At 71.7% G+C, this 22,563-nt stretch carries 19 protein-coding genes and 1 pseudogene; 17 read left to right on the top strand and 3 right to left on the bottom strand.

Annotated elements, in window-relative coordinates; translation table 11 throughout:
• The first annotated feature begins 151 nt into the window (after positions 1-151).
• From AB0F52_RS27340 to AB0F52_RS27300, 9 genes and pseudogenes are all read left to right on the top strand, one after another.
• Entirely contained in the window at positions 152-1,465 is a 1,314-nt protein-coding gene (locus AB0F52_RS27340) for an enolase C-terminal domain-like protein (RefSeq protein ID WP_360176832.1), read from the top strand.
• Positions 1,462-2,235, top strand: coding sequence for an SDR family oxidoreductase (locus AB0F52_RS27335; protein WP_360176829.1), 774 nt, complete (start codon positions 1,462-1,464; stop codon positions 2,233-2,235). Before AB0F52_RS27340 ends, AB0F52_RS27335 begins: the two co-directional genes overlap by 4 nt.
• Complete coding sequence (locus AB0F52_RS27330; protein WP_360176826.1) at positions 2,232-3,299, top strand: sugar ABC transporter substrate-binding protein; 1,068 nt, start codon at positions 2,232-2,234, stop codon at positions 3,297-3,299. Before AB0F52_RS27335 ends, AB0F52_RS27330 begins: the two co-directional genes overlap by 4 nt.
• Before the next feature lie 25 nt (positions 3,300-3,324).
• Positions 3,325-4,824 (top strand): sugar ABC transporter ATP-binding protein, encoded by a 1,500-nt coding sequence (locus AB0F52_RS27325; protein ID WP_360176823.1) that lies wholly within the window; start codon positions 3,325-3,327, stop codon positions 4,822-4,824.
• Positions 4,817-5,836, top strand: coding sequence for an ABC transporter permease (locus AB0F52_RS27320; RefSeq protein WP_360176820.1), 1,020 nt, complete (start codon positions 4,817-4,819; stop codon positions 5,834-5,836). Before AB0F52_RS27325 ends, AB0F52_RS27320 begins: the two co-directional genes overlap by 8 nt.
• Positions 5,836-6,693 carry an aldo/keto reductase gene (locus AB0F52_RS27315; protein ID WP_360176817.1) on the top strand — a complete coding sequence of 286 codons (858 nt, stop codon included), beginning with the start codon at positions 5,836-5,838 and terminating at the stop codon, positions 6,691-6,693. The genes AB0F52_RS27320 and AB0F52_RS27315 overlap by 1 nt, the downstream gene beginning before the upstream one ends.
• 26 nt (positions 6,694-6,719) lie before the next feature.
• A pseudogene (locus tag AB0F52_RS27310) lies at positions 6,720-7,724 on the top strand (alpha-L-fucosidase); the annotation flags it as partial.
• A 136-nt stretch (positions 7,725-7,860) separates the two neighbouring features.
• Complete coding sequence (locus AB0F52_RS27305; protein WP_360177522.1) at positions 7,861-8,283, top strand: alpha-L-fucosidase C-terminal domain-containing protein; 423 nt, start codon at positions 7,861-7,863, stop codon at positions 8,281-8,283.
• Positions 8,280-8,696, top strand: a complete 417-nt coding sequence (locus AB0F52_RS27300) for an RICIN domain-containing protein (RefSeq protein ID WP_360177519.1) — start codon at positions 8,280-8,282, stop codon at positions 8,694-8,696. Before AB0F52_RS27305 ends, AB0F52_RS27300 begins: the two co-directional genes overlap by 4 nt.
• Positions 8,697-8,707: 11 nt before the next feature.
• Here AB0F52_RS27300 and AB0F52_RS27295 read toward each other — a convergent pair whose 3' ends face one another.
• Entirely contained in the window at positions 8,708-9,421 is a 714-nt protein-coding gene (locus AB0F52_RS27295; protein ID WP_360176814.1) for a FadR/GntR family transcriptional regulator, read from the bottom strand.
• Between the two features lie 174 nt (positions 9,422-9,595).
• On the opposite strand from AB0F52_RS27295, the gene AB0F52_RS27290 reads away from it, so the two are divergent.
• From AB0F52_RS27290 to AB0F52_RS27255, 8 genes are all read left to right on the top strand, one after another.
• On the top strand, positions 9,596-10,015 hold the full coding sequence (locus AB0F52_RS27290) for a nuclear transport factor 2 family protein (protein ID WP_360176811.1): 420 nt from the start codon (positions 9,596-9,598) through the stop codon (positions 10,013-10,015).
• Entirely contained in the window at positions 10,012-10,563 is a 552-nt protein-coding gene (locus AB0F52_RS27285; protein WP_360176809.1) for a helix-turn-helix domain-containing protein, read from the top strand. Before AB0F52_RS27290 ends, AB0F52_RS27285 begins: the two co-directional genes overlap by 4 nt.
• Positions 10,564-10,867: 304 nt before the next feature.
• Entirely contained in the window at positions 10,868-11,776 is a 909-nt protein-coding gene (locus AB0F52_RS27280; protein ID WP_360176806.1) for a substrate-binding domain-containing protein, read from the top strand.
• A 69-nt stretch (positions 11,777-11,845) separates the two neighbouring features.
• Complete coding sequence (locus AB0F52_RS27275) at positions 11,846-12,025, top strand: hypothetical protein (RefSeq protein WP_360176803.1); 180 nt, start codon at positions 11,846-11,848, stop codon at positions 12,023-12,025.
• A gap of 23 nt (positions 12,026-12,048) precedes the next feature.
• On the top strand, positions 12,049-14,181 hold the full coding sequence (locus AB0F52_RS27270) for a beta-galactosidase (protein ID WP_360176800.1): 2,133 nt from the start codon (positions 12,049-12,051) through the stop codon (positions 14,179-14,181).
• Positions 14,182-14,672: 491 nt separating this feature from the next.
• Entirely contained in the window at positions 14,673-15,695 is a 1,023-nt protein-coding gene (locus AB0F52_RS27265; protein ID WP_360176797.1) for a LacI family DNA-binding transcriptional regulator, read from the top strand.
• 256 nt (positions 15,696-15,951) lie between these two features.
• Positions 15,952-16,848 carry a substrate-binding domain-containing protein gene (locus tag AB0F52_RS27260; protein WP_360176794.1) on the top strand — a complete coding sequence of 299 codons (897 nt, stop codon included), beginning with the start codon at positions 15,952-15,954 and terminating at the stop codon, positions 16,846-16,848.
• A 204-nt stretch (positions 16,849-17,052) separates the two neighbouring features.
• On the top strand, positions 17,053-19,068 hold the full coding sequence (locus tag AB0F52_RS27255; RefSeq protein ID WP_360176791.1) for an AMP-binding protein: 2,016 nt from the start codon (positions 17,053-17,055) through the stop codon (positions 19,066-19,068).
• A gap of 86 nt (positions 19,069-19,154) precedes the next feature.
• Here AB0F52_RS27255 and AB0F52_RS27250 read toward each other — a convergent pair whose 3' ends face one another.
• Positions 19,155-20,552 (bottom strand): alpha/beta hydrolase, encoded by a 1,398-nt coding sequence (locus AB0F52_RS27250; RefSeq protein ID WP_360176788.1) that lies wholly within the window; start codon positions 20,550-20,552, stop codon positions 19,155-19,157.
• A 254-nt stretch (positions 20,553-20,806) separates the two neighbouring features.
• Complete coding sequence (locus AB0F52_RS27245) at positions 20,807-21,205, bottom strand: Lsr2 family protein (RefSeq protein WP_360176785.1); 399 nt, start codon at positions 21,203-21,205, stop codon at positions 20,807-20,809.
• Positions 21,206-22,563 lie beyond the last annotated feature (1,358 nt).

Here is a 22,563-nt window from a genome sequence, read left to right as displayed (position 1 = left end):
TCGGCCGAGTCATCATACGTTAAACTACGTTGCGTAATAGATAATCACTGTAAGTCCAAGTTATTGCCGTGTTACGGACCAACTCTGGACAATCCATGAGTCAGCGCGTAGCCATACATATGTTGTCTGCGCCGAATGAGAGGTGGCCCCGTTGGCCGAAGTGATCAGCGCGATCGACGCCGTGGACGTGCGCTTCCCGACTTCGCTGAGCCTGGACGGGTCGGACGCGATGAACCCGGAACCCGACTACTCGGCGGCCTACGTGACGATCCGCACGAGCGACGGCGACGAGGGCTACGGGCTCGCCTTCACCGTGGGCCGCGGCAACGACGTCGAGGTCGCCGCCGTCCGGGCGCTGGTGCCCCTGGTCGTCGGGATGCCGGTGGCCGACGCGCTCGGCGACCTCGGCGCCTTTTCCCGCCGGCTGACCGGGGACAGCCAGCTCCGGTGGCTGGGCCCGGACAAGGGCGCGATCCACATGGCCGCCGCCGCGATCGTCAACGCGGCCTGGGACCTGCGGGGCCGCCGCGAAGGCAAGCCGGTCTGGCGGCTGCTGGCCGAACTGCCGCCGGAGGAGCTGGTCGACCTGGTCGACTTCCGGTACCTGCGGGACGCGCTGACCCGCGACGAAGCCCTCGGCATCCTCCGCCGCGCCGAACCGGGCCGCGCGGCACGCCAGGCCGAACTCCTGGAATCCGGTTTTCCCGCCTACACCACCACTCCCGGCTGGCTCGGGTACTCGCCGGAGAAGCTGGCGGCGCTCGCGAAGGAGGCGGTCGAGGACGGGTTCACCCAGATCAAGCTCAAGGTCGGCGCCGACCTCGACGAGGACATCCGCCGGCTGCGGCTGGCCCGGGACGTCGTCGGGCCGGACGTCCGGATCGCCATCGACGCCAATCAGGCCTGGGGTGTCGGCCAGGCCATCGAATGGCTGCGCCCGCTCGCGGAGTTCGACCCGTACTGGATCGAGGAGCCGACCTCGCCCGACGACGTGCTCGGCCACGCGGCGATCCGCCGGGCGGTCGCGCCGATCAAGGTGGCCACCGGCGAGCACACCCACAACGCGGTGATGTTCAAGCAGTTGCTGCAGGCCGAGGCGATCGACGTCCTCCAGCTCGACGCGAGCCGCGTCGCCGGGGTGACCGAGAACATCGCGATCCTGTTGCTGGCCGCGAAGTTCGGCGTCCCGGTGTGCCCGCACGCCGGCGGGGTCGGGCTGTGCGAAATGGTGCAGCACCTGTCGATGTTCGACTTCGTCGCGGTGAGCGGCAGCCAGACCGACCGCGTCATCGAGTACGTCGACCACCTGCACGAGCACTTCGTCGACCCGGTGCGGATCGAGCGGGGGCGCTACCTCGCCCCGGTCGAGCCGGGACTCGGGGCGCGGCTGCACACCGAATCCGTGGCCCAGTACCGGTTTCCCGACGGACCGGTCTGGCAGCGGGACGCGGTGGTGGTCGCGTGACCGGCGGGGAGTTCGACGGCTTCCGGGCGCTCGTGACGGGCGGGGCCTCCGGGATCGGGCTCGCCACCGCGCGGATGCTCGCCCGGCGGGGCGCACAGGTCGTTTGCCTCGACCTGAACGAGAAGGTCGAGGAACCGCTGACCGGGGTGCGGGCCGACGTCTCGGACGACGACTCGGTGCGAGCCGCGGTCGCCGCCGCGGTGGACCACCTCGGCGGCCTGGACGTCTTGGTCAACAACGCCGGGATCGGCGCGCAAGGGACCGTCGAGGGCAACGACGACGCCGAGTGGCACCGCGTGTTCGACGTCAACGTCGTGGGCATGGTCCGGGTGAGCCGGGCGGCCCTGCCGCACCTGAGGGAGTCGCCCGCCGCGGCGATCGTGAACACCTGCTCGATCGCGGCCACCGCCGGGCTGCCGCAACGAGCGCTCTACAGCGCCACCAAGGGCGCGGTCCTCGCGCTCACCCGCGCGATGGCTGCCGACCACCTGGCCGAGGGCATCCGCGTGTGCTGCGTCAATCCCGGCACCGCGCACACCCCGTGGATCGACCGGCTGCTGGCCACGGCCGACGATCCCGACGCCGAGCTGGCCGCGCTCGCCGCGCGCCAGCCCACCGGGCGGCTCGTCACCGCCGACGAGGTCGCCGCGGCGATCTGCTACCTGGCCGGCCCGGACGCCGGCGCCACCACCGGCACCGATCTCGCCGTGGACGGCGGAATGTCCGGCCTGCGGCTCCGCCCGAAACCTGTCAACGAGGAGAGGTCATGAAGTTCCAGCACCTGCGCGCCGCCGCTGTCGTCACAGCCGGTGTCCTGTCCGCGGCCGCACTGGCCGGCTGCAGCGGCGGCGGCTCGACCGCCGCTTCGGGGGGCAAAACCGTCGTGGGGGTCGACTACCCGCGCTCGGACACCGACTTCTGGAACGCCTACATCAAGTACGTGCCCCAGTTCGCCGGCCAGTTCGGGCTCGACCTCAAGACCACCAACTCGCAGAACGACGTCGCCAACCTGACGGCCAACGTGCAGACGATGATCAGCCAGGGCGTCAAGGGCGTGGTCATGGCGCCGCAGGACACCGCGGCGATCATCCCGACGCTGCAGCAGCTCGCGACCAAGAAGATCCCGGTCGTGTCCGTCGACACCCGCCCCGACCAGGGCAACGTCTACATGGTCGTGCGGGCCGACAACCGCGCCTACGGCGAGAAGGCCTGCCAGTTCCTCGGCACCAAGCTCGGCGGCCAGGGCAAGGTCGTCATGCTCCAGGGCGACCTGGCGTCGATCAACGGCCGGGACCGCACCGAAGCCTTCAACGACTGCATGAAGAAGACCTTCCCGGGCATCACCGTCTTCGGCGAGGCCACCAACTGGGACGCCAACACCGCGGCCCAGAAGCTGCAGACCCGGCTGACGGCGAACCCGGACATCAAGGGCGTCTACATGCAGTCCAGCTTCGCCCTGGCCGGCACGCTGCAGCTGCTCAAGCAGCGCGGCCTGGCGGTCCCGGCGAGCGACCCGAAGCACGTGTTCATCGTGTCCAACGACGGCATCCCCGAGGAACTCGCCAAGATCCGGGCCGGCGAGATGGACGCGACCGTGTCCCAGCCCGCGGACCTGTTCGCCAAGTACGCCCTGCAGTACGTCAAGGACGCGATCGCCGGCAAGACGCCGGCGGCGGGCAAGACCGACCACGACAGCACCATCATCCAGGTCCGCGACGGCCTGATGGAGGACCAGCTGGCCGCGCCGCTGGTCACCGCGGACGGCGCCAAGTTCGGGCCGGTGAGCAGCGTCAAGGTCGACGACCAGTCCCTGTGGGGCAACAGCAAGAGCTGAGGCGTTTTTCGGAGAGGACCCGAACATGAACACCGTGCCGGTCGTCGAGGCCCGTCAGGTGGTCAAGCGCTACGGCGCCACGGTCGCGCTGGACGAAGCCGACCTGACCGTCCTACCCGGACAGACGCACGCACTCGTCGGCCGCAACGGGGCCGGCAAGTCGACCTTGGTGTCCGTCCTCACCGGACTGACCGAGCCGGACGCCGGGACCGTGCGGCTGGACGGGGAACCGGCGCCGGCCCTGGCCGACCGGGACGGCTGGCGGTCCCGGGTGGCCTGCGTGTACCAGCGGTCGACGATCATCCCCGAGCTGTCGGTGGCGGAGAACCTGTTCCTCAACCGGCAGGAGACCCGCGGCGGGTTCGTCCGCTGGGCCGCGTTGCGCCGCTCGGCCACCGAGCTGCTCGAGCGCTGGTCGGTGGACGTCGACGTGCACCGGCCGGCCCGGGAGCTGAGCGTGGAGCAGCGGCAGTTCGTCGAGATCGCGCGGGCCCTGTCGTTCGGCGCCCGGTTCGTCATCCTCGACGAACCGACCGCGCAGCTCGACGGGGCCGCCATCACGCGGCTGTTCGGCCACATCGCCGAGCTGCAGCGGCAGGGCGTCACCTTCCTGTTCATCAGCCACCACCTCCAGGAGGTGTACGAAATCTGCGACACGGTGACGGTGTACCGGGACGCCCGGCACGTCCTCACCGCACCGGTCGCCGAGCTGCCGAAGGCCGATCTCGTGGCCGCGATGACCGGCGAGAACGCCGTCATCGCCCAGGAGCGGACGTCGTCGGCCCGGCACGACGCCGCACCCGTGCTGCGCGTGGACGACCTGAGCCTCGCGCCCCACTTCGAGGACGTGTCGTTCGGCGTCGCGCCCGGGGAGATCGTCGGGCTGGCCGGGTCGGGCGGCAGCGGCAAGACCGAGCTCGCCGAGGCACTGGCCGGGCTGCGCGAACCCACCTCCGGCACGGTCTTCGTCGGGGACTCCCGCCCCCGGCCCGGTGACGTCCCGGCCGCGCTGGCCGCGGGGGTGGGCTTCGTCCCGGAAGACCGCCACCACCAGGGTTTCGTGCCGGAGATGTCCATTGCGGACAACTCCACGATGAGCGTCATGGACCGGCTCGGCCCCGGCATCTTCGTCCGGTCGGGCCTGCGCGACCGGCTCGCCGGGCAGCTGATCACGCGCCTGGCGGTGAAGACCCCCGGCCCGGAACTGCCGGTGTCCGCGCTGTCCGGCGGCAACCAGCAGAAGGTCGTCATGGCCAGGGCGCTGGCCGGCGACCCCCGCCTGCTCGTGCTGATCACCCCCACCGCCGGGGTCGACGTGCGGTCGAAGGAGTTTCTCCAGGGCAAGGTCGCGGAGGCCGCCGCGGCGGGCACCGCGGTGCTGATCGCTTCGGACGAACTGGACGACCTGCGCCTGTGCGACCGGCTGCTGGTCGTGGTGCACGGCCGGCTCACCACCGAAATCCCCGCAGGCTGGCAGGACCGCGAGGTCGTGGCCGCCATGGAAGGAGTCGACCTCGATGCCTGAAAGCCCCGCCGCGGTGGGCGCCCCGCCACGGACCGGATCCGGCCCCGCGCCCCGGCGCATCGCACTGGCCCGGCTGCGCGACTTCGCGCTGGTGCCCGGGATCATCGCGATCGCCGTCGTCGGCCAGCTGGTGAACCCGGTGTTCCTCCAGTACGACAACGTGATCAACATCCTGCAGACGATGTCGGAGATCGCCCTGCTGGTGCTCGCCCAGACGATGGTCCTGGTCGTCGGCAAGATGGACCTCTCGCTGGAATCGACCTTCGGGCTCGCGCCGGGCGTCGCGGCGTGGCTGACGATCGGCGGCGGCCATTCGCTCGGGCTGCTGCCGTCGTGGACCGCCGTGCCCGTGGTCCTTCTGGTCGGCGTGGTGGTGGGGGCGCTCAACGCCCTGCTGATCGTCCGGTTCGGGCTGAGCGGGTTCGTCGTCACCCTCGGCATGCTGATCGTGCTGCGCGGCCTGCTGACCGGGATCTCCGGCGGCCAGACCTTCTTCGGCCTGCCCGATTCGTTGCTCTACCTCGGCACCACGCTGTGGGCCGGGATCCCGGCATCGATCTGGATCTGCGTCCTGTTGTTCGCCGGCGGGATCGTGCTGCTCGGCTACACCCGGTTCGGCCGCAGCCTCTACGCGATCGGCGGGAACGAGGACGCGGCGAAGGCCGCGGGCATCCGGACCGACCGCATCGTGTGGATCGTGCTGATCGGGGCCAGCGTCCTGGCCGCGCTCGGCGGGCTGCTGCTTTCCGGGCGGCTGGCCTCGGTGGCCGCGGCGCAGGGCAACGGCTACATCTTCACGGTGTTCGCGGCCGCAGTGATCGGCGGGGTGAGCCTGAACGGTGGCCGCGGAACGCTCTTCGGCGCCTTCACCGGCATCCTGCTGCTGTACATGATCCAGAACGTGCTGACCCTGGCCGGCGTGCCCGCCCAGTGGATCGGTGCGCTCAACGGCGCGATCATCCTCATCGCGCTGGTGATGTCCCGCATCACCAGCGGCAAGCGGCAGACCTGATGGCGGATCTCGGCCTGGGCACCGCGGGCCTGGGCAACGTCTTCGGCGACGTCGACGACGAGGCCGCCGCGGAGGTCGTCGCCGCGGCGGCCGGTGCCGGGGTGCGGTACTTCGACACCGCGCCCTACTACGGCTTCGGGCTGGCCGAACGCCGGCTCGGCCCGGCGCTGGCGCGGCTGCCCGCGGGTTCGTTCGCGGTGTCGACGAAGGTGGGCCGGACGCTCACCGACGGCGGCTGCTTCTTCGACTTCTCCGCGGACGCCGTCCGCCGGGGGATCGAAGGCAGTCTCGACCGCCTGGGCCTCGACCGCGTCGACATCGTGTACCTGCACGATCCCGACGACCACGAAGAGCAAGCCGCTTCCGAGGCGTGGCCGGAACTGTGCCGGCTGCGCGACGAAGGCGTGGTCTCCGCGATCGGCGTCGGGATGAACCAGTGGGAGATGCCCGCCCGGTTCGTCGAACGGCTCGACGTCGACGTCGTCCTGCTCGCCGGCCGGTACACGTTGCTCGACCGCAGCGGTGCGCAGCTGCTCGACCTCTGCGACGAGCGCGGGGTCGACGTCGTGCTCGGCGGGGTGTTCAACTCCGGCTTGCTCATCGACCCCCGGCCGGGCGCCTGGTTCGACTACGCCCCGGCGCCCGCGGACCTGCTGGCCCGCGCGCAAAGCATGGGGCAGGTCGCCGCTTCGGCGGGGTACGACCTGGCCGCGTGCGCGCTCGCGTTCGCCGTCGCGCATCCCGCCGTCACCTCGGTCCTGGTCGGTGCCACGAGCGCCGACCAGGTGCGGGCGAACGCCGAGGCCTTCCGCCGCGAGGTGCCGCCGGATCTGCTGCACCGAGTGGTTTCCTGCTAGCTCCCCATCGCCCTCTGGAGAGTGCAATGGTGCCCCCTGCCCAGAACCCCTTCTCCCGCCGGCAGTTCGGCGCCCTCGCGGCGGCCGGGCTCACCGCGGCGGCCGTGCCGCCCGCGCTGGCCGGCCCGGCGGCCGCCGCCACCCCGGGCGAGCCGTACCAGCCCACCTGGCCATCGGTCGACCGGCACCCTCCCGCGCCGGAATGGTTCCAGGACGCCAAGTTCGGCACCTACTGGCACTGGGGCGCCTTCACCACCCCGGAGTTCGGCAGCGAGTGGTACGGCCGGAACCTGTACATCCCGGACAGCGGCGAGAACAAGCACCACAAGGCGACCTACGGCGACCCGGCGGTGTGGGGCTACGACCGGTTCGTCGACGGCGGCACCGACGTGGCGGGGAACCCCGTGCAGTTCGCGCCGAAGCCGGTTTCCCAGGGCGGGCGGTTCGACCCGGAGGAGTGGGCGCGGGTGGTCAAGGCGTCCGGGGCGAAGTTCGCCGGCCCGGTCGCCGAGCACCACGACGGGTTCTCGATGTGGGACAGCAAGGTCAACGAGTGGAACTCGGTGGCGCGCGGGCCGCGGCTGAACCTGCTGGACCTGTTCGGCAAGGCGATCCGCGGGCAGGGTCTGAAACTGCTGGTCGCGATGCACCACGCGTTCAACTACAACGGTTTCTACGACTTCGCCCCGCCCCAGCCCACCCCGAGCCTGCGCAAGCTGTACGGCCGGCTTCCGCGCGCCGACGAGGACGCGCTCTGGCTGGCCAAGCTCAAGGAGGTGATCGACCGCGCGCAGCCGGACATCCTCTGGCAGGACTTCTCGCTGAACTCGCCCGGTTACTGCATCAACAGCGGCCCGTGCGCGGTGGCGGAGCAGCAGCGCCTCGAATTCCTGGCCTACTACTACAACCAGGCGCAGAAGTGGGGCAAGGACGTCGTCTCGACCTTCAAGCACTTAGACCACGGGTTCACCACCACCGGCGAGGTGGCGGACTACGAGCGCGGCGGCCCGGCCGACATCGTCACGCCGTACTGGCTCACCGACGACGCGATCAGCAGCAGCAGCTGGAGCTACACCCGGGGCATCGGCTACTACTCCGGCACCCCGCGTCGGCGAGTCGATCCATTCGACGCGCGTCTGGGACGTCTACGGCGAGGGCCCGACCAAGATGGGCGGCGGTTCGTTCGTTTCGCCGAAGGTGGGTACGGCCAAGGACTTCCGGTTCACCCGCGACAAGGCGGCCCGCGTGCTCTACGCGACGGTGCTGGCCTGGCCCGGGGTCACGGCGGAGCTCACCACGCTGTCCGGCAAGCGGATCGACCTGGGCAGCCTGCGGCGCGTCGAACTGCTCGGTGCTCCCGGCGCGCTGGAGCACACCCAGGACGCGAGCGCGCTGCACGTCACGCTGCCGGCGGCGAAGCCGTACGAATCACCCGCCTACGTGCTGAAGCTGACGTTCGACGGCCGGATCCCGGCGGTGGGCCCCGCGTCCGGCGCGACCGTGTTCGCCGACGTCGATTACCGTGGCGCGAGCGCGGCGCTGGGGGCCGGCAACTACACCGCGGCTCAGCTGCCCCGGGCAAGTACGTGACGGCCACGCCGGATCTGCGCACCTCCGGGTTCAACGACACGATCGTTTCGCTGCGCATCGCGTTCGACCCCGCCCGGTGGTTCCGCATCGTCAACGTCACCAGCGGCCTGGCCGTCGACGGGTTCGTCAAGCTGACCAACCGCACCAGCGGCCTGGTGATCGACGGTGCGGGCGCCCCCACCGCGGGCGGCAACCCCGTGCAGTCGGGCTGCACCGGCGCGGCGAGCCAGCAGTGGTCGATCACCGACACCGGCGGCGGTGTCTGCGTCATCGCGAACCGGGCGAGCGGGCTGGTCCTCGACGGCGGCGGGACCGTGCCCTCGGGCTTCTCCGCTGAAGGTGTGGTCCGACGACGGCAGCGCCAACCTCCGGTGGCTGTTCTCCGTTGCCTGAGGTACTCCTGGGCGCCGTGACCGGTCTCCGGTCACGGCACCCGGCCGTCGAGCTCCCGGACCTCGGCCAGGTGCGCGCGCAGCCAGCGTTCGGACGTGTCGACGTGCATCAGCGCGGCGGCGGTGGCCACCGCGGGATCCCGGTCGGCGAGCGCGTCGTAGATGGCCTTGTGCTGCGCCAGTGTCACGTGCGTCGCACCCCGCTCGACCGTGCCGCGCCAGACCCGCGCGCGCAGGGTGCGCGAGGAGATCCCGTCCAGCAGCGCGGTGAGGGTCTCGTTGCCCGCCGCGGTGACGACCGCCCGGTGGAAGGCGGCGTCGAGCACGGTGAGGCGTTCGACGTCCTCGACCGCGTCGTGCATCGCGTCGAGCAGCTCGCCGACCGCGCGCAGCTGGGCGTCGGTGATCCGGGTGGCGGCCAGGCCGGTCGCCGCGGGCTCGAGGAGCCGGCGCACCTCGGTCAGTTCGAGGATGCTGCCGCCCTGCATGAGCGCCACGGCGTTGCCGAGGCCCTCCAGGAGCAGGCTCGGCGCGAGACTGGTGACGTACGTGCCGTCGCCGCGGCGGACTTCGAGCACCCTGGCCAGCGCGAGCGCCTTCACGGCCTCCCGCGTGGGACTGCGGGAGATCCCCAGCTCGGTGGCCAGTTCGTGCTCGGGGGGCAGCTTGGCGCCCGCCGGGAACCGGCCGGACCGGACGAACTCCCGGATCCGGTCGATCGCTTCGTCGGTCAACGACCTTGCCATGGTCCTCCTCGGACAGCTCACCTGGGGAATCAGTCTAACATTCATATGATGTATATCTGCGAGGGAGTGGTCGGTGTTGCGTGAGATTGGCTGATTCGCCAGTTTCGACGATCGGTACGCATTGAGACATGTGATGTCTGTACAGGCTTCTTACTTACTTGTAAGTTAGCAAACATGACGACTTTCGCCGACGACGAGGCCGAGACGCTGTGTGCCCAGTGGGAAAAGGCGTGGAACGGCCATGACGCCGGCGCGGTCGCCGCGATGTGCGCGGACGACCTCGTCTACGACGAGCCGGCGCTGGGGCGGACCGCGCACGGGCCCGGCTCGATCCACGAGTTCGTGACGCACATGGCGCGCGCCTACCCGGACTACTCGTTCACGCGCATGGGGCTCTACACCGAGGTGACCCGCCGCGCCGTGCTCGTCGCGTGGCGCTTCACCGGCACGTTCGCCAAGACCGGCAGCCGCGTCGAATTCCACGGCGACGACCGGCTGGAGCTGGGCGAGGACGGGCTGATCCACGCGTACCGCTGCCTGTACGACAACAAGTTCGTGCTCGGTCAGCTCGGCGGTGGCACGGGGGACCGGTGAGCGACGCGGGCCCGGCCCGCCTCCCCGCCGCGGCGCGCCGGGCGGGGATCATCGAAGCGGCCGACGCCGAGTTCGCCGCGCACGGGCTGGCGGGCACCCGGCTGGAGGCCATCGCCGGCCGGGCCGGCATCTCGCACCCGCGGATCGTGCAGATGTTCGGCTCGAAGCGGAAGCTGTTCCTCGAAGTCGTGCACGCCGCCTTCGACCGCATCGAAGCGGCGTTCGCGGGCGCCGAGCCGAAGCTGGCCGCGCTGGGCGTCGCCTACGTGCGGCTCCTGCGGAGCGATCCGACGGTCGGCTTGGTGGTGCTGCAGGGCTACGCGGCGGCGGCGGACGACCCGGTCCGCGAGGCGGTCCGCCGTCGCCACCTCGCCCTGATGGACACGATCGCCCGGTTGACGGGCGCGGACGCGTTGCAGGTGCGGACGTTCTTCGCCACGGGCCTCGTCCAGACGGTGTCGACCGCGCTCGAGCTGCCCGAGCCGCGTGCCGACGCGGCTTGGAGTGCCTGGATCCTCGACCTCGCCGACACGTCCGGCGGCTCGTGACGGCGCCGGATTTCTCCATCGTCGACGGCCTTCCGGATCGCGCGATTGTCCGGGACGACTGGCCGGTGACACCAAAATGCGAAATCCGACGATAATGCTCATCCCGCCCCTGGCCAAGCCGGTCGGGAATTCGAGTATTTCGACAATGGGAGCCGAGACGGCTGAACGGCCGATCCGGTTGTTTCGGAAAGGTCACGACCGGACTGCGATCATGAGATTTACAAATCGGCCGCGCGCGGCTTAGTCTCCACGCGGACTGGGGCCGCGCGAATCCTTCGCGCGGGGGTGTTCGGGAGGTGGCCGCGTGGCGTACGTGACGCGGGTGCGGCGGGAACGGCTCTCGGCCGACGAGCTGGTGCGCCGGGTCCAGGCCGAAGGGGAGCCGGACCCGGGACGTTCGATCGGCGTGGTCACCTCGACGCTGGCGACCCTCGGCAACAGCCGGACGTTCGACGCCATCGCGCAGGCGGCCGCGGCCGAGGAGTACGCGGTCAAGCTGGTATCCCTGGGCCGGCCGTCCCGGCCGGCGGTGACCGGCGCGTTCCGGGAGCTCGGGAAGCACGACGTCGACGGTTTGGTGGTGCTGGTCGAGGAATACGCCCTGGATTGGCCGGGAATGGTTTTTCCGGCGGACGTCCCGGTGGTGGTCGTCGATTCGAATGCCCGCGCCGGGTATCCGACGGTGGACACCGATCAGGCGCAGGGTGCGGTGCTGGCGACCGAGCACCTGCTGAAGCTGGGGCACGAGACGGTGTGGCACATCGCGGGCCCGTCGGATTCGTGCGCGGCGGAGCACCGCGAGCGGGCTTGGCGGCGGACGTTGACGCGGTTCGACCGGCGGGTCCCGTTGCCGGTGGTGGGGGACTGGACGGCCGAGTCGGGGTACACGCTCGGCCGGGTGCTGGCGCACGATCCCGCGGTGACGGCGGTGTTCGCGGCGAACGACCAGATGGCGCTGGGGTTGTTGCGGGCGCTGCACGAATCCGGCCGTTCGGTGCCGGGGGAGGTCAGTGTCGTCGGGTTCGACGACATGGCGGAGGCCGGGAATTTCTGGCCGCCGCTGACCACGATCCGCCAGCCCTTCGCCGAGCTGGGCCGCCGGGTGGTGCAGACGGTGCTGGGCGAGCTGCGGTCCGGGGTGCGGATCGCGACCCCCGAGAGCGTGCCGGTGACGCTCGTCGTCCGGGCGAGCACCGGGCCGCCACCCTGGTGATCCGGACCCGCCGGCTCGGCTTCGGCGCACCGGCCCGCTTCGGCGAGTTCTTCACCCGCCGGACCGCGGATGCCGGCGCCGGCGCCGGTCACCGTCGTGCTCTTCGCGCTGGTGGCCACCTGGAACAGCTACTTCCTGCCGCTGATCATGCTCAACGACCAGCGCTTCGATCATCCCCCTCGTCGTGCTTTCCTGTTCCTGCAGCGGTACTGGCAGAGCGGGCTCGCTGCCGGCGCCGTCAAGCAGTGAGCTCGACCCTTCCTGGAGGTCCCATGGCGGTCTTGCCCGCCCGCGTCCTGTTCGGTGCCGCCTACTACCACGAGTACCAGCCCTGCGAACGGCTCAAGACCGACCTCGACCTGATGGCCGAGGCGAAGTTCACCGTGATCCGCGTCGGCGAGTCGGTTTGGTCCACCTGGGAGCCCGAGAACGGCCGCTTCGACCTGGACTGGTTGCAGCCGGTCCTCGACGGGGCCCACGAGCGCGGGATCTCCGTGGTCCTCGGGACGCCGACGTACGCCGTGCCGCCGTGGCTGGCCCGGCAGTACCCGGAGATCGCCGGCGAACGGGCCACCGGGCAGCGCATCGGCTGGGGCGCCCGCCAGGAGGTCGACTTCACCCACCCGGCGTTCCGGTTCCACGCCGAGCGCGTGATCCACAAGATCCTCGCCCGCTACGCGGAACACCCGGGGATCATCGGGTTCCAGGTGGACAACGAGCCGGGACCGGAGCTGCTCCACAACCACGGCGTCTTCCAGCGGTTCGTCGATCACCTGCGCGCGAAGTACGGCGACGTCGAGACGCTCAACCGCGAATGGGGCCTGGTCTACTGGTCGCACCGGCTCTCGACGTGGGCCGACCTGTGGACCCCGGACGGCAACGCCCAGCCGCAGTACGACGTCGCCTGGCGCGAGTTCCAGGCCCGCCAGACCACCGAGTTCATCGCGTGGCAGGCTCAAATCGCCCGCCAGTACGCCCGGCCGGAGCAGTTCGTCACCACCTGCATTGCCTACACGCGGCCGGCGGTCGAGGACGACGAGCTCACCGACAGCCTCGACATCGCCTCGGGCAACCCGTACTACGTGATGCAGGACGGCCTCGCGCTGCCGGACCCGGCGCCGGCGGACCACGAGCAGAAGTGGAAGACCGCCGGCGTCTGGTCGCTGTACCAGACCGCGGACTGGATGTTCTCCTCGCGCCAGGCCCCCTTCCTGGTCACCGAAACCAACGCCACGCACATCGGCCCGACGTGGGACAACCGGCCCGCGTTCGACGGCCAGTGGCGCCAGGCCGCCTGGGCGCTGGTCGCGCGCGGCGCCCGGATGATCGAGTACTGGCACTGGCACACGCTGCACTTCGGCGCCGAGACCTACTGGGGCGGCATCCTGCCGCACAGCGGGCGGCCCGGCCGCACCTACGCCGAGCTCGCCCGCCTCGGCGAGGAGTTCGAGCTCGCCGGAGCCACCGTCGCCGGGCTCGAACCGGACGCGGACATCACGATGGTGTACTCGACGCCGAGCAAATGGCTCATGCAGAAGTACCCGGCACTGTCCACCCCGGACGGTGAGCCGGACCCGACGTCCTACCACCGGTTCTTCGACCCGTTCTACCGAGGCGCCTTCGACGCGGGCCGCCAGGTCCGGATCGTCCACATCAGACAGCTCCACGACGAGCGAGGCGAGCGGGAAGGCGTTTCGCCGGAGGAAGCCGCGCGCCGCCACCCCGTCCTGGTCGTGCCCGCGTTGTACCTCGCCGGTGACAGCACCCTGGACTGGCTCGCCGAGTACGCCCGCGCCGGCGGCCACCTCGTCCTCGGCCCCCGCACCGGCTACGCCGACCACGAGGGCCGGGCGCGCCGCGATCCGGCTCCCGGGCGGCTCGCCGACGCCGCCGGCGTCCGGTACGACGAGTTCAGCAACCTCGGTGGTGCCGTCCCGCTCAAGGCCGTTCCGGACAGTCCGCTCGAGCTGCCCTCGGATGCGGCGGCGACGCGCTGGGTCGACGGGCTGACGGTCGTCGACGCGAAGGTGCTCGCCGAGTACGACCACCCGCACTTCGGCCGCTGGCCGGCGGTCACCACCCGGGCCGAGGGGGACGGCCGGGTCACCTGCGTCGGCACGGTCCCGGACACCGCGTCCGGCCGGGCGCTGGCCCGCTGGCTGGTGCCGCTGCCGGTGCACGCGTGGACGAACCTGCCGGAGTCCGTGACCGCGACCACCGGGACCGCGCCCGACGGCCGCCGGGTGCACGTGCTCCACAACTGGAGCTGGACCCCGGTCCACGTGACCGCGCCCGCGCCGCTGTCCGACCTGCTCGACGGCACCGGTGTGCCGACGGGGACGGCCCTGAGCCTCGGCTCGTGGGACGTCCGCGTCTTCGTCGAACGACCCCCTGCGAAGGAGTAGCGAGGAACGATCCTCCAAGGTGGCGCTGCTCGTCGCCGTCGCGGCGCTGCCGGGCTTGAGCCCGGCGGCGACCGCGCGGACGAGCGGGCCGGCCCGGGTCAATTGAGCCGTGGGTGGGGCGCCGGCGCCGGAATCAGCCCGCGGTACCGGTGAGCGGCCGCCCACCGCGGCGATCGTGACAAATTTTCAGGTACTTTCCGTCATCCGGTTGACACATCGGGCGCCTGGTTCCAGCATCAATGCTGCCGAGCCAGCGGTCAAAAGATCACCGGATGCGTGACGACGGCCGCGACTCACCCGTTCGAACCACTCTCGCCCAAGGATGTGCGGACGTGACCGAGAACCGGTATCCCGGCGCCCATCGCGCCGATCCCCCCTAGTCCGTGGTGAACGCGGCGGCCGTCGACGGTCCGATCGGCGGTCCGGCTCGCTTTCCGGTGAAGTGTTAGCGCTAACACTGTCTTGGTGCGTGCTGTTCCACGGAGGTGACCATGACTGTTCTCGACTTTCCCCATCCGCGGCCGACCCTGGCCGACGTGGCCCGGGCCGCCGGTGTCTCGTCGGCGACGGCGTCCCGGGTGCTCAACGGATTCCCGCAAGTGCGTGCCCAGACCCGGCGCCAGGTCGAACAGGCCGTGCGCTCCCTCGGCTACGTCCGGCAGCGCGCGGCCCGGGCGGGCGAGGAGCCGCGGACGGGCACGGTCGCCGTCGTGCTGTGCGAGGACGGCCCGCGGCTGTTCTCCGACCCGTTCTTCGGCCGCGTCATGGGGGGCATCCACCACGAGTTCACCGCGGCCGGCGTGCACGTCGTGGTGCTGATGATGCCGGCGGCGGACCAGGCCACCACCTTCCGCTACCTGGGCGGCGGGCACGTCGACGGGGCGCTGTTCGTGAGCACGCACACGCGGTACACCACGGAGTTGTCACGGGCGGAGCTCCCGGTCGTCAGCGCCGGCCGGCCGATGGTCCCCGACCCGAGCCGGTACACCTACGTGGACGTGGACAACCGCGGGGGCGCCGTGGCGGCCGTCCGGCACCTCCAGGCCGCCGGCCGGCGGCGGATCACGACGGTCGCCGGCCCGAAGGACATGGCGCCGGGCCGGGACCGGCTCGCCGGCTACGTCGCCGCGATCGGCGGCGCGGGCGTCGTCGACCCGGGGTCGGTGGTCCACGGCGACTTCGGCCAGGCCTCCGGCGAGCACGCGATGCGGCGGCTGCTCGACCGGCGGCCGGACCTGGACGCGGTGTTCGTGGCGTCCGACGTGATGGCGCTGGGCGTGCTGCGGGCCCTGCGCCGCGCCGGGCGCCGCGTCCCCGACGACGTCGCGGTCATCGGCTTCGACAACTCACCGGTCTCGCGGACCACCGACCCGCCGCTGACGACGGTGAGCCAGCCGGTCGAGGCGCTCGGCGCCCGGTCGGCGGCCGAGCTGCTCGCGGTGATCGACGGTACGTCCGGGCAGCCGCGCCGCGTGGTGCTGGGGACGACGCTGGTGGTGCGGCAATCGGGGTGAGCTCGCGCCTGGCCGACCGCACTGAGCGGGCGCTTAGTGACCTTGTTCACGAGCCGGCCGCCCGGGTCGTCGCCCGGCGCGGCCGTCCGGGGCCGCGGGTGCCCAGGTGGAAGCCGCTTCCGCCGGTGGATGGCGGGTGGCTGACGAGCGTCGCGAACGGTCGTGTTGCCGACGTCAAGGTGAACATTGTCCCTGACTGTGGTGACCTCCATGTGACGCGAAGTCTTCGCGGGAGTTACCGATGAGGGTGGGCAGCGTGCGAGAGCAGACCAGAGGGCAGCTCCGCGGAGGCACCGCGGTCGTGCTGCCGGACCCGGGGCGCTCGATCGGCGTGCTCACTTCGACGCTGGCCACGCTCGGGAACAGCCGCACGTTCGACGCCGTCGCGCAGGCGGCCGCGGCCGAGGGGTACGCGATCAAATTGCTGTCCGTGGGCAAACCGACCCGCGACGCGGTGACCGACGCGTTCCGGGAACTGGGGACGCACGACGTCGCCGGCCTCGTCGTCCTGGTCGAGGAATACGCCCTGGATTGGCCGGGAATCGTTTTCCCGCCGGCCGTCCCGGTGGTGGTCGTCGATTCGAACGCGCGCGCCGGGTATCCGACGGTCGACGCCGATCAAACGCAGGGTGCGGTGCTGGCGACCGAGCACCTGCTCAAGCTCGGCCACGAGACGGTGTGGCACATCGCGGGCCCGTCGGATTCGTGCGCGGCCGAGCGCCGTGAACTGGCTTGGCGGCGGACGTTGACGCGGTTCGACCGGCGGGTCCCGTTGCCGGTGGTGGGGGACTGGACCGCCGGATCCGGCTACACGCTCGGCCGGGTGCTGGCGCACGACCCCGCGGTGACGGCGGTGTTCGCGGCGAACGACCAGATGGCGCTCGGCTTGCTGCGGGCACTGCACGAATCCGGCCGTTCGGTGCCGGGGGAGGTCAGCGTCGTCGGGTTCGACGACATGGCGGAGGCCGGGAGTTTCTGGCCGCCGCTGACCACGATCCGCCAGCCCTTCGCCGAACTGGGCGCCCAGGTGGTGCGGACCCTGCTCGGCGAGATCGGGTCCGGGGTGCGGACGGCGACGCTCGAACGGGTGCCGGTGTCGCTGGTGGTCCGGGGCAGCACCGGCCCGCCGTCGTGGTGGTCCGCGCCGGCGTGAGGAAGGCGTGAAGAGTTTCGCGGTTCGCTGGATTTCGCTCGCTCTTCGGGATTGAATACATCGAATCGTGCGACCGTGTGTTGACACGGCGGTCGGCGCAAACGGATGCTCGGCGTACCGGCCGAAAGGCCGAACCCCCGGACCGACAAAGGGAGAAAGCCGAGTCATGACCACCGTGCCGGCGAAACCTCCCGTTGTGTCCTGATGGAACCGGAACTCATCGAGATCACCGTCACCGTGCCGCACCCGCCCGCGGCGGTGTGGACGATCGTGGGCAGCCCGCACCTCTACCCGCGGTTCGTGCGGGGGATCACCTCGTGCGAGCCGGTTTCCGAGGCGATCGGCCGGGGCGCCCGCTACCGGTACCGCGCCGGAGGCGAGGGCGAGGCCGAAATCTTCGTCCACCGCCGGGACGAGCACCTGGCCTGGTCCGGCCGGCAGCACCGGATGTCCGTCGTGCTGCGTCCGACGTCCGGAGGCTGCGCGATCACCGTCCTGCTCACGCTGCTCGACGGCCGTTCGCCGGCGGTGCCGCGGATCCGCCAGCGGATCCTGGACGCGGTCGCGGCGATCAGCGACCACCTCGGCGGCGTCCCCGGCACGGACTCGCTGCCGCCCCGCCCGTCGAAGCGCGAGTTCGCGCGGATCCTGGTGAAGGCCGGCGTCCTCACGCCGGCCCAGCCCACCGGGACGCTGCGCCAGCTGAGGTCGGTGGGCCGCTGGGGCTCGACCCTGGCCGGCGGCTACGAGGCGGTGGCGCGCCGCGCGCCGGAGTCACTCGCGCTGTGCGACGAGCGGTCCGAGCGGACCTTCGGCGAACTCGACGACCGCACCACCCGGCTGGCCGCGGTGCTGAAGCGCCACGACATCGCCGAGGGGTCGCGGGTGCTGCTGATGTGCCGCAACCACAACGCGATGGTCGAGGCGATGATCGCCTGCAGCAAGCTGGGCGCGGACGTGGCCCTGATGAACACCGGGCTGGCCCTGGGCCAGGTCGCCGAGTTCGCCCTGCGGCACGGCTCCCAGCTCGTGCTCGCCGACGCCGAGTTCGCCGCCCTGGGCCGGCAGTTGCCGGATGAGATCCCGCAGCTGTGGACGTGGCCGCCGGGCGACGGGTGGCACGGGACGACCATCGAAGACCTGATCGAGGCGCAGTCGCCCGCCCGGATCGCCCCGCCGGGCAAGCCCGGCCGGCTCGTCGTGCTCACCTCGGGCACGTCCGGCCCGCCGAAGGGCGCGCGCCGCCCGACCCCGCACAGCGTCGCGGACGCCGCCGCGGTGCTGTCGGAAATCCCGCTGCGGGCCGGCGAACCGATCCTGGTCGCCGCCCCGATGTTCCACACCTGGGGCCTGGCCGCGCTCCAGCTCGGCATGGCGCTGCGGGCGGGGCTGGTGCTGCCCCGCCGCTTCGACCCGGAAGCGACGCTGTCGATGATCGAACGACAGCGGTGCACGGCGCTGTTCGCGGTGCCGACGATGCTGCGGCGGCTGCTGGACCTGCCGGAGCGGACGCGGGCCCGCTACGACCTGTCCTCGCTGCGCGTGGTGGCGAGCTCCGGCGCCGGCCTGCCGGGCCGGCTGGGCGAGGAGTTCATGGACGCGTTCGGCGACATCCTCTACAACCTGTACGGCTCGACGGAGGTGTCGTGGGCGGCGATCGCCGGGCCCCGCGACCTCCGCGCGGCCCGCGGCACGGCGGGCCGTCCGCCGATCGGCACCGCGATCCGCGTCCTGGACCGCGCGGGCACCCCGGTGCCACCCGGCACGACCGGCCGGCTCTACGTCGGCAACCGCCTGCTGTTCGACGGCTACACCGACGGCGAGCAGCTCGACGTCCGCGACGGCCTGATGGACACCGGGGACCGCGGGTACGTCGACGCGAACGGCCTATTGTTCGTCCAGGGCCGCGAGGACGAGATGATCGTGTCCGGCGGCGAAAACGTGGCCCCGGCCCCGGTGGAGGAAGTCCTGCTCGCCTTGCCGGAGGTCCGTGAAGCGGCGGTGGTCGGCGTCCGCGACCCCAAGTACGGTCAGCGCCTGGCGGCGTACGTCGTGCTGGTGCCGGGTGCCCGGCTGGACGCGGACACGGTGCGGTCCCACGTGCGTGAACGCCTGGCGCGGTTCGCGGTGCCGCGGGACGTCGTGTTCGTCGACGAGCTGCCGCGCAATGCGACGGGGAAGGTCGTGAAGCGCGCTCTGCGCCGCAACTACCACTGGTGACCGCCCTGCCCCGCCGCCCCGCCGCAGCGGCGGGTGGCGCCGGCTCCCCGTTCGCGCCGGTCGAGCGGCACGCCTGAGCGCAGCGGTCAGGCCGGGCAGCTGACGTCGTGCTCCGGTGCCGCCAGGGCCAGCAGGTAGCGGTCCACGGCCGACCGGGTGCAGGCGTTCTTCTCGAAGACCCCGTGGCCCGAGCCCTCGTACGTCAGCAACGTCGTGTTCGCCGGGGCCTGGCGGTGGATGGCGAGGGCCCAGGCGTACGGGGTCGCCGGGTCGTGGCGGGAGTTCAGCAGGAGGATCCGCGGCGCGCGCGGGATGTTCAGCCGGTGCGGCGGGTTCGACGGCGGGCCCTGGATGCCCAGGCACGCCATCGTTTCGCCGTGGCTCAACGTGCTGCCGCGCATGAGCGGCCCGCGGCGCAGCTCTTCGGCGTGCAACACCGAGTACTGCGCGAAACCCCGGATCCGGAGGTCGAAGTCCTGGCAGACGACGGCCAGGCGGATCGAGTCGTAGTTGTAGGAGAACTGAGCGGTCATCGGCGGATTGCCGGCGGCGGCGTCGGCGATCGCCTGGCCCAGGTCGTCCCAGACCGGGCGGTACATGTCCTGCAGCACCCGGCCGCGCAGCTCGCTCTGCGCCTGCGGCGTCCCGCCGGTCATCGCGAGAGCTTTCTGCCAGACGGCGTAGACGTCCTGGCCGTGCAACGCGCAGGTCGTCGTCCGGTCGCACCACGCGACGAACTGGCGGAACGCGTCGTCCGCGGCGGCGGCCCGGTCGCCGAGGAACCGCTCGATCCCGGCGCTGTGGTCGATGGAGCTGTCGAGCACCATCGCCCGCACCCGCTCCCCGTGCTGTTCGGCGTACTGCTGGCCGAGCAGCGTGCCGTAGGAGATGCCGAAGAAGCTGATCCGCGCTTCGCCCAGCGCGCGGCGGACCGCGTCCATGTCCCGGGCGTTGGCGCCGGTGTCGGCGTGGTCGAAGACGGGGAGGTTGCGGGCGCGGCAGGCGGAAACCGCTTGCTCGTGGTACTTCCGCAGCGCGGCGAACTCGGCCGGGCCGGCAGGCTCGTCGCTCGGCGGCCGGCCCGTGTCAGGGCATTCGATGAATTCGCTGCGGCCGGTTCCGCGCACGTCGAAGCCCACGACGTCGAACCGGGCCCGGACCTCCGGGCTGAACACGCCCGGGGTCACGGCGAGTTCCGCATTCGACGAGCCGGGACCGCCGAAATCCGCCAGCAACACGCCGAGGCGGTGTGCGGAATCCGTGGCGCGGTGCCGGGCGACCGCGAGGGTGATCGTCGGCCCGCCCGGGGAGTTCCAGTCCAGCGGCACCCGGACCGTGCCGCACTCGCCGTCCGCCGGAGTGGGGCTGTCGGGGTCATCCGGGCAGGCGGTCCAGACGATCGGCGACGGCGCCCAGCCGGCGTCGGCCACGGCCGGTGCGGCGCCGGTCAGCAGAAGTGCGCTCGCCAGAACGGTTCCCAGCACCCGAGGCTCCTCCCCCGCGACGACCCGGACCCCGCCGACCGTAGGGCGCCGGGGTCTGGACCACAAGAGCCGATCAGGCGCCGCGCTCCCGGAAGCGGACAGCCGACGACAGTCCACCTGCGACCGCGGCACCCGGCTTCGGCCGGATCGCCGGTCCGGTGCTCGGACATTCCTGTTCGACGCCCGAGTTCGACGGTGCCCCGATTCGGCGGAGAAAGGGTCTTCCGCGCGGCAAAACCTGCGGTAATCGGGAGTCAGGCGGCGACTTTCCTGCGCGGAGCGCGCTTTCGCGGCGACGACACTGACGATTCCGTGTCGGCGTCGTGCGCCCGCTCGTAGGCGGCGACGACTTCGGAGGAGAGACGGCCCCGCTCGGAGACGTCGTAGCCGTTCGCGTTCGCCCAGGCCCGGATCCGCTGGTTGCGCTCGCGATCGGAGGCGGTGGTCGACTGGCCGCTGGCCACGCGGACCTTGCGCCCGCCGACCCGCCGGCCGGCGCCGATGTACCGGGCCAGTTCGTGCCGGAGGGCGGTGGCGTTCCGGTCGGAAAGGTCGATTTCGAAGGTGACGCCGTCGAGGCTGAACTGGACGGTCTGGGCGGCGGTGCTGCCGTCGATGTCGTCGAGGATCTCGACGGAGACTTTCTGGGCCACTTGGGTGCTCCTCCGGTGGATGTGCGCTCGAGAACGCGAACAGCACAATGCGCAGCGTTCGCCGCGAAGTGTATCCACAACCGGCGCGAAAGGGAATTCAACTCGCGGGTAAACGGCACGGGGTCCGTTCGGCGTAATTGCCCGCATCGGAGCAGGAAGCGGGTGGTTCGCGCAAGGCCGGCCGGGGTCCGGAAATGGGGGAGGTGTCGCCTCAATGGGTGAAGAACGACTTCGGTCGGGTTACCGGCGGGTCAGGTGTGACGTCGCGACGGGATGCGGGTTTGAGTGACCTGCGGTCTATTGTGGACGTCCTTTGCGGACAGGTTCGGTCTTGCCGGGCTACGGGGGGCGCGGCTGTCCTGGCGGTTTCGGTTCGGTGGGGAAGGTGTTCGCGAAATGCGCGCCGGGGGACGGCTGGTGTGGGGTGGGTTCGAACCCGGGGTTCGGGAAAGGCGGGGCCGCGGTTGGGTGGCTGCTGCCGGGCGGTGCCGTTCTGTGCTCGCTCCGGCGCCGATCGGGGTGGGTGACACGGTCGGCTGGGTGACGTTGGCCGCTGGCGGCTGGGCCGGGGCGCGCCGTCGGGCCCGCCATGGGGCGGCTTGCTCCGCTGAGCTGGGGTGACCCGGTTGCATGGGTGATGATGGCCCCCTGCGGCAGGGTCGGGGCTCCCTGTCGGGCCGCTGTGGGGGCGGCTCGCTCCGCTGAGCTGGGGTGAGGGCTGGTGGCTGCTGCGGCTCGCCGGGTTCGCGGGCGGGCGCGGGGATGGGTGGGGTGGCTGGTGCGCTTGCTGCCGCCGGAGGGTGCCGCCGCTGGCCGGTGCTCGCTGCGGTGTCGGTCGTGGGCGCGGGCGGGCGACCGAGGTCGCCGGCGGCCGGGGCGGCGCGGTTTGCTCTATCGGGGCCGCCGTGGGGGCGGCTTGCTTCGCTTGGCTGGGGAGTTGGTGGCTGCTGCGGCTCGCCGGGTTGGTGACCGCCTGCGGGATGGGTGGGGTGGCTGGTGCGCTTGCCGCCGCCGGAGGGTGCCGCCGCTCGCCGGTGCCCGCGGTGTCGGCCGGGGTTCGATCATGGCGCGGGCAGCGGCCGAGCGACCGAGGCCGCCGGGCGAGGGTGGCGCGGCTCGCCCCGTTGGGCTGGGCTCACGAGCCGGCGGCGGTAGCGGCTCGCCGCCCTGCGGGGCGGGAGGGGAGAGGCGGCGGTAACGGCTCGCCGCCATGCGGGGCGGGAGGGGAGACCGGTTGAGCTGGATCGGGTCCGTCGGTGGTCTGGTCGGCTGGTCTCCGGCAGGGCGGCTGCCGATCGCGCTTGAAGCGGCGGGGCCGGTTGAGCTGGTTGGATTCGCTGGCGGGGCCGGTCGGGTGG

It is taken from the genome of Amycolatopsis sp. NPDC024027 (assembly GCF_040638975.1).
Lineage (GTDB): Bacteria > Actinomycetota > Actinomycetes > Mycobacteriales > Pseudonocardiaceae > Amycolatopsis.
The sequence above is the reverse complement of the archived record's forward strand: the minus strand, read 5'-3'. Positions and strand labels throughout refer to the sequence as shown.